Source organism: Geminocystis sp. (genome assembly GCF_041753295.1).
GTDB lineage: Bacteria > Cyanobacteriota > Cyanobacteriia > Cyanobacteriales > Cyanobacteriaceae > Geminocystis.
On sequence record NZ_JBGSUU010000119.1, the window covers coordinates 22,728 to 29,207 of the forward strand.

Genomic DNA, 6,480 nt, shown 5'->3' on the forward strand with positions numbered 1-6,480 from the left:
AATGAAACCCATAAAAATAAATGGATATTTAATTTACTTTCATCCTGTTTTTTATCAACAATGGTTAGAGTTAGTAAATAGAGTTAAATATCTTAAAGAAAAATTAGAACCAAAAAACTTTATTATTCATCCTGAAGTTAAACTATTAAAAGCATTAGATATAGGTATAAAAGATAAAATTCCTAATAATCCTTTTGCATCTTATTTCATCCTCAAAAAACCTTTACAAAAATATAGTCGTCTCAAAAAAATGGGATTACCATCTAGGTATCGATTATTTTTTAGAGTATTTAAAGAAGCAAATACAATTATTATTTTGTGGCTAGGTTTTCCCCGTAAAGAAGGAGACAAAAAAGACTGTTATAAAATATTTTCTAAAATGGTTACTAATGGTAATTTTCCTGAAGATATGAACATTTTTTTAGATTTAATTTACTCGTAACCAAAAATAATAATTAACACAAATCACTATTCCACACAAAACTTTTTCATCACCCCTAATTAAGTATTTTTGTTCTTATGCAAGATCTGAGTATAATTAAAGTTAAGGCTTATTTTGTGCGTAGTTGATAAATTAATGTTAATTGCCCTTCGGATTGATAATTTTGCTTTAGTTGATCATTTAGAGTTAGAGTGTGGAAACGGGTTAAACGTTTTGACAGGGGAAACTGGTGCAGGAAAATCCATTATTCTTGATGCCATTGACATAGTATTGGGTGGGAAAGCTAGTGGGCGAATGATTCGCTCTGGTGCAAGAAAAGCTATTGTAGAAGCCTGTTTTCAGACTAATCCTGAGTTAGAAACTTGGTTAGAATCTCAAGAAATGGAGTCTTTTCATGATGGTACAGTCGTTTGTAGTCGAGATTTAACCATAAGTAAAGATAATTTTCGGTCTCGTTGTCGGGTTAACGGTGTTGTGGTTAATAAACAAATTATAACTCAATTGCGTGATCGCCTTTTAGAAGTTACAGCACAAAATGAAACAGGACAATTACTTTCTGTCAATAATCAACGGGATTTATTAGATGCTTATGGAGGTAAACAATTAATTCAACAACGAGACTTAGTGACTCAAGCCTTTACTATCACCCAACAGGCAGAAGAAGCCTTGGAATATCGCCGTCAATCAGAACAACAAAGGTTACAAAGAGTAGATCTTATTGAACATCAAATTAAAGAATTAAGTACAATTCATTTACAATCTCCTACAGAGTTAGAACAATTAGAGATTGAAAGCGATCGCCTTACCCATGTAGTTGAACTACAACAATTAAGCTATCAAGCCTATCAATTATTATATCAAAGTGAATCAGAGGAAAATAAAGCAGTTACAGATATTTTGGCTAAAGCACAGTTAATTATCACAGATATGGCAAATTATGATAAAGAATTAACCTCAGTATTAGAAATTGTCCAAGAAGCGTTAAATCAAGTGGTAGAAGCTGGGCAACAAATATATAGCTATGGGGCGGGGTTAGAAGCAGATCCCGATAGATTAGAAGAGGTAGAAGAACGTGTTAGACTTTTAAAGCGAATTTGCCGTAAATATGGCCCAAAATTAGAAGATGTCATTAATTACTATGAAAGTCTGAAACAAGAATTAACACAATTAACGGATAATGGTAAATCCATCGAAGAATTAGAGCAAGAATACCAAGAAAATCAAGAAAAATTACTAAAACTATGTGCTAAATTAACCCAACTTCGACAAGTTGCGGCGGAAAAATTAGAAGCACAATTAACCCAAGAATTAAAACCCCTTGGCATGGCGAAAGTACAATTTCAGTGTCGAGTAACTCCCGTAAACCCAAATATTATGGGTTGGGATCAGGTAGAATATTATTTTAGTCCAAATCCGGGGGAAGACTTACAACCTCTAGCTATGACGGCATCAGGTGGAGAAATGAGTCGTTTTCTTTTGGCATTAAAATCTTGTTTTACTGAATCAAACATAGAGAATAAAACTTTAATTTTTGATGAAATTGATGCTGGAGTTTCAGGAAAAGTAGCTCAAGCTATTGCTGAAAAGTTACATACTCTTAGTAAACAACATCAAGTTTTGTGTGTGACTCATCAACCTTTGGTAGCGGCAATGGCAGATTATCATTTTCGGGTAGAAAAACATTTGATTAAATCTCAGGAAACCCAAGAAGTAAGAACGGTGGTTAAAGTAACGCCTTTAGAACATCAAGATCATCGCCGAGATGAATTAGCAGAACTTACAGGAGGACATTGCGCTGAAGATGCCATCGCTTTCGCAGATTCTCTCTTAGAAACGGCATTAGAAAGAAAGAAAGCCTTGCACAAGGGCTAAAATTTATAACTCCCATGCCTCCAGATTTTGGGGAGACAAGGGAGACAATTAACAATTAACAATTAAACCTTATTATATCTTATATCTGGTACAGCAATCAATATTTTTTCTTTAACTCAGATATTGTAGCCCATTTGTGAGATGTTTAAACCATCGAACGGAGGTAAATATTAACCAGAAAATTTGACTATTTATTTTTTATATCTTCAGAAATATCAACATTAATTAATTCTTCTAAGTTATTAATTGCCTCATCTAAACAACTTATTTCAGTATTATATTTTTCTTTTTCCTTCGTTACCACTTGTTGCTTTTTTGAAAAAAATTGATTTATATATTCAAAAAGTTTTTCGATTAACTGCTTTATATCCATTTGATTTTCCCAACAGTATTTTACTAATTCTTTTGTGGTTATATCTTCGGTTGATATTGAAGTTTCGTTTCTGTATTTTATCTTCCATTTAGGTTCATCTTCTTCTAAATATAAATAATTATATAATGTTTGATTCTTATCATAAAATTCATAAACATGAGTTGTTTTTTTATCATACTTTTTAAAAAACTTAATAGTTAAATTTAATGTCTGTTCTAATTTTTGAAAATAGACTTGTTTTTTAGCTTCTTGATCTTCACTAAAAAAATTCTGTAATGAATTAACTAAACTTTTTATTTTTTGCATTTTTTCTTCTAACATTATTTTACTCCTTAATAATTACTAAATATTATTTACTTTTGTGTATGTACTTAGTAAAAAATTGTTGATATTAACTAAGTACAATTAGATTTTCTTAACCACCAAACTGTCTATCGGTTAATAGTTTAAAACCGCCTACCATTGACATAATAGATAAGAAAAATTGCCATAAACTGGTAGGATTAAGTATTGATCGACTACTATAAATAACAAAAACTACCCCAAAACCAATTAAAATCCAACTAAAAAATTTAGCAGTTCTAGGAAACATAAATAAGCCAATTACCCCGGCAGTTAAGGAGAAAACAGAAACATCTGCGGCAATGCCACGCCAAAAATAAGGACTAGCATTAGTGGTAAAGAAAATATTTTTACCTAATAAATAAACTCCTAAAAGCATCAAACCAATACCTAATAATTGAAAAATAAATTTCATTGTTTTGCTCTCTTTTTAGTTATGTAAATATGGATTGTTGTCTAAGTTAATCTTTTGAAGATAAGTATGGAATAAGTTATTAGCCATGTTATGCAAATAAGTATTAGAGTCCACCAGAATAAACAAGATTTTAATGTTATTTTCACTGTTTATTTTTTTGTTCAGTTTATGATTATCCCAATGATAATAAAGATTTTTTGTAAATCCAAAAGCATAAATTTTGTTATCTTCTACCACAAAATATAACCCTGATTTATGAGGTAATTCATCTTTATTGATAAAATCAATTTCTGCAAAACTTTCTAAGTTTAAATCTTTAAAATCTTCTTCTTTTGTAAAGTAAAATAAATCAAAAATGAAACTAGAAAAATAAACAAAGTCATAATGTAAAAAGCTCACTTCTTGACAATTACGCTCTAAATCTTCCAAAAATTCTGTTCTTAGTACAAAATATTCAGAATCGATATAACCTGAAATATCAGCTTCCCGTTCATCTTCATCTTCTAAAAAAGTTTTTAGATCAAGATCTCCAGAAGTAGTTAATAACTCATGGTCATACCATTCTTTCCACCATTGCTTAACTTTTTTACTTGATAGATTTGATTGATTAAAAGAAAAACTCTCCTCCAAGGCTTTTTTTAACGGTTTATATAATTCTGGATACATCATTGGTATTTCTTTCACATTAGATGGTAACGGTTCTAAATCAACACTAATGATTCCTAAATGTTCTAATTCCGTTAACCTAATTGATTGATCTATGGTTTCGATGGTGTTTATTTTTGTCGCCACTGATGATGAAATTTGAGCATTTACGACATCAATAATTTCTCCTTCAATGGTGTCTGTAACATCATCGTCTTGAAAGTAAAAATCAATGTGATAATTAATTTTCAAATAACCTGTTTTCCATGGTTTCCCCGGTTCTAAAACTTCAATTTTTCTGACTCCTTGAAAAAACTCCCCTAAGGAATTGCCGTCTAATCGGGCGATCGCTAATTCTCGTTTAATTTCTTCTAACCATTGAGAAGCAACTTTAACGGTATTGCGTAATTTAGGATTAGTATGATTAATGTAGGGTTTAATGATTACATTATCATTATTAAAATTTTCCTCAAAAGAAGAATAATCCCAATTTCCTTGGTCAAAATTTTTTGGCTCATAAGTCATTTCACCTGTTTTACTCTTGGTAATTTCAAGGTTGATAGCTTGACGACAAACTTCAGACCAATTCGCCTCCACCAAAGCCATTTCTTCTTTCAAATCATCATTGATATAGATATTGATACTAGCCATAGTTTGATTTATTCCTATATTTTTTATTATGCACATAAACTATGCACATAGCAAGGGGATAAAAAAAAGACTTCTTAAAAATAAAGTAAAATCCTTACTGTGATTGATTCAGATTTTGCGAAATATAATTATAATACTTATTGTCTTAAGAATCATTATTAAAAATTTTAAATCCGGTGTTTGGTTGCCATTGAATTGCTCCTTTTTCTAAGGGAAATATCTCTATATTATTACTTTCTAAATAGGCTAATATTTCTTGATTTATTTTATCTCTATTGGCGATCGCTTTTTTCATCTTAATTTGTTGTAATTGTTTAATATTAAGAGTTTTTCCATCCCAAATAAGAATATCTGTATCGACTATATTTGATAAATCAATATCTTGATTATTGATAACTAATAACCAAATTTTATCAGCAAATTTAAACTGAAAATAATTAGGAGTTTTAGCAATCATTTGAATAGTTTTAACTGTGTTTTTTTCTAGCCAACTAATATTTTTAACATTGATATATTCTCCTAACAAATTTAACGCAGTTTTATTATTAGCATCATAAGGAATTAATACTAAATCTAATGAATTTATCCCCTGATTTCTAAGAAAAGCGACAATATTAAATCTAACATTATTTTTATCATTAAGATTAATGACGGCATGATTAGTTTGATTTTGGACAATTATAACTGGTTGTTTTCTACTTGCCATTACCGTTATTTGTACTAAATTTAGTTTTTGATAAATTAAGGGAAGAATAAATAAAATTAACGCTGATATTATGATTACTTGCCATCTTTTTTGACTCCATTTATTAAAGGTAATTATCAGTAAAATACCGTAGCCAATAATTACGGCAAAAATATTTACTTCTCCCACTGCTAACGAACTAAAAGGTAATTTGCTACTTATTTCTACTAAGTTAATTAATAACAAAATCGGGATAAATAAAAGATAACTAATTGCACTTCCAAGAATAGGAATAAACACACCAATAACCGCCGTAAAAATTCCTCCTAAAGTGAGAATAATAACCAAAGGAGTTGCTAAAACATTTGTCAAAATTCCATACACAGGAATACGATTAAAAGCATAACAAACAAGGGGTAAAGTCCAAATGGTAGCAGCAAGAGGCACAGCAATTAAATTGGCAATAGTTGGCGGTAAAAAATCTAACTTTTTGACAATGGCGGGTAAAGTGACGATTAAACCCCAAGTAGCTAAAAAACTGAGTTGAAAACCCAAATCAAAAATCCATAAAGGATTGATTAATAGCAATATTAGTGCGGCTAATAACAGGCTACCATAAGTTTTAACTGAGCGATCATTAATTATGGCGATTAAAACCGCAACTCCCATGAAAGAAGCTCGTAAAATTGAGGGGAAAAAACCCGTTAAAGTAGTGTAAATTAAAAGACTTGATAAACCAATAATCAACTGTACACGGGGAGAATAAGAGCGAGTTAAATATAAAATACAACCTAACAATAAAGAAACGTGAAACCCCGATGCGGCTAAGGTATGAGCTAACCCAGCAGTACGAAAAGCGTTTTGTAAATCTAAGTCTAAATCTACCGCCCGACTACCTATTACCATCGAACTAACTAACGGTACTTAAACAAAAATTATGCCCAAACAAAGCCCAAACTTGCTTTATAATTAGTAAATACCTCAATATTATCTTTTAACCATTGAAAAAAGCGAAAAGATATGGCGGTGCGAAACGCTTCTAAGGCTTCACCAAA

6 protein-coding genes are annotated in these 6,480 nt (G+C 30.5%); 2 read left to right on the forward strand and 4 right to left on the reverse strand.

What is annotated here, in order from left to right; translation table 11 throughout:
* The first annotated feature begins 1 nt into the window (after position 1).
* Together ACEW8E_RS14755 and recN are read left to right on the forward strand one after the other, a co-directional pair.
* On the forward strand, positions 2 to 442 hold the full coding sequence (locus ACEW8E_RS14755) for a type II toxin-antitoxin system YhaV family toxin (RefSeq protein WP_373481116.1): 441 nt from the start codon (positions 2 to 4) through the stop codon (positions 440 to 442).
* 135 nt (positions 443 to 577) lie between these two features.
* A complete protein-coding gene (gene recN / locus ACEW8E_RS14760; RefSeq protein ID WP_373481123.1) occupies positions 578 to 2,314 on the forward strand; it encodes a DNA repair protein RecN in 1,737 nt (578 codons plus the stop codon).
* Positions 2,315 to 2,501: 187 nt separating this feature from the next.
* Here the strand turns inward: recN and ACEW8E_RS14765 are convergent, their stop codons facing one another.
* From ACEW8E_RS14765 to ACEW8E_RS14780, 4 genes are all read right to left on the reverse strand, one after another.
* A complete protein-coding gene (locus ACEW8E_RS14765; protein ID WP_373481117.1) occupies positions 2,502 to 3,008 on the reverse strand; it encodes a hypothetical protein in 507 nt (168 codons plus the stop codon).
* A 94-nt stretch (positions 3,009 to 3,102) separates the two neighbouring features.
* A complete protein-coding gene (locus ACEW8E_RS14770) occupies positions 3,103 to 3,444 on the reverse strand; it encodes a hypothetical protein (RefSeq protein WP_373481118.1) in 342 nt (113 codons plus the stop codon).
* A gap of 15 nt (positions 3,445 to 3,459) precedes the next feature.
* Positions 3,460 to 4,740 carry a hypothetical protein gene (locus ACEW8E_RS14775; RefSeq protein ID WP_373481119.1) on the reverse strand — a complete coding sequence of 427 codons (1,281 nt, stop codon included), beginning with the start codon at positions 4,738 to 4,740 and terminating at the stop codon, positions 3,460 to 3,462.
* Between the two features lie 145 nt (positions 4,741 to 4,885).
* Positions 4,886 to 6,331 (reverse strand): ComEC/Rec2 family competence protein, encoded by a 1,446-nt coding sequence (locus tag ACEW8E_RS14780; protein WP_373481120.1) that lies wholly within the window; start codon positions 6,329 to 6,331, stop codon positions 4,886 to 4,888.
* Positions 6,332 to 6,480: the final 149 nt, after the last annotated feature.